This window comes from Asanoa iriomotensis, from assembly GCF_016862515.1.
GTDB classification, from domain to species: domain Bacteria; phylum Actinomycetota; class Actinomycetes; order Mycobacteriales; family Micromonosporaceae; genus Asanoa; species Asanoa iriomotensis.
The window spans coordinates 1-1,227 of record NZ_BONC01000179.1; the positions used below are offsets into that span (position 1 = coordinate 1).

The 1,227-nt window shown below is 66.3% G+C and carries 1 protein-coding gene; it reads right to left on the reverse strand.

What is annotated here, in order from left to right; all coding sequences use genetic code 11:
- Positions 1–237: 237 nt before the first annotated feature.
- Positions 238–1,032 (reverse strand): SAM-dependent methyltransferase, encoded by a 795-nt coding sequence (locus Air01nite_RS40850; protein WP_373310581.1) that lies wholly within the window; start codon positions 1,030–1,032, stop codon positions 238–240.
- Positions 1,033–1,227 lie beyond the last annotated feature (195 nt).

Here is a 1,227-nt window from a genome sequence, read left to right on the forward strand (position 1 = left end):
TGTTGGGTGACGTCGGGCCGAAACCCCACCCCGTCGACTCGACCCGGAGAACCGCTAGCAAACATCCCGAGGCGGGCTCGGATGAAACAGCACGACCCGCCTACGGCTGGCCGGCCTCCTGGACCGGTCCACCGTCGCTCACCTGGCCGCGCCAGCCCCCGGGCAGGTCCCCAGCAGCGCTCGGCCGAGCGGGCGCCCATGCGGGCGGCAACCGCGTGACGAAGCACAGCCGGAGGGCTACCGCTTGACCCCCACCCCGCAGTACTGGTTCACGTCGATGTCGGGATCGCCTGGCTCAGGGCGCCAACGCGAGCAGGGGACGACACCCGGTCTCAGCAACTCCAACCCGTCGAAATAGCGTTCGATCTCCGCCGAGCTGCGGTAGACGATCTTCGGGGTGCCGTGCTCGTTCCAGAAACCGACGATATCGTCCGCCTCGGCGCGGTTGATGTCGTGACAGCCGTGCGCGATCGTCAGATAGCTACCGGACGGCAGCGCGTCAACGAGCTGCCGCATCACGGCTCGCGCGTCCTCGTCATCACGGATGAAATGCACGATGCCCAACAACGTGACCGCGACCGGCTTACTGAAATCGAGGGTCCGCGCCGCTTCCCGCAAGATCGTGTCAGGGTCGTTCAGGTCGGCCTCGACGTAGTCAGTGGCACCCTCGGCGGTGCTGGTGAGTAGCGCGCGGGCATGGACCAACACGAGGGGATCGTTGTCTACATAGACGATCCGCGTCTCCGGGGCGATCGACTGGGCAACCTGGTGGGTGTTGTCAGCGGTGGGCAGACCGGTCCCGATATCGAGGATCTGCCGGATGCCTTCTTCCTGCACGAGATACCGCACCACCCGGCGTAGAAACGCCCGGTCCGCGACAGCAAGATCCACAATCGACGGGAACCGCTTGGCGATCTCGTCACCGGCCGCCCGGTCGGGAGCGAAGTTGTCCTTACCGCCGAGCCAGTAGTTCCAGAGTCGTGCCGAGTGCGGCACTCCGGTGTCCAACGTCGGTACCTGGCCGTCCGTCACAGCGAACATCTCCTGTCCAGCGCGGGCCTACGAAAGTGCCGAAAGGATATCCCGACGCCCAACGGCGATCGTCGCTGATGTCAATGGTCCGCCTTCGCACCACACCGACCGCACCGGCTGCCACGTCCGGGTGGTCGTCGCCCGTGAGCTGCACCTGTCCGACCTCGCCCCGGGAACCCTGACCTGAGGGGCACG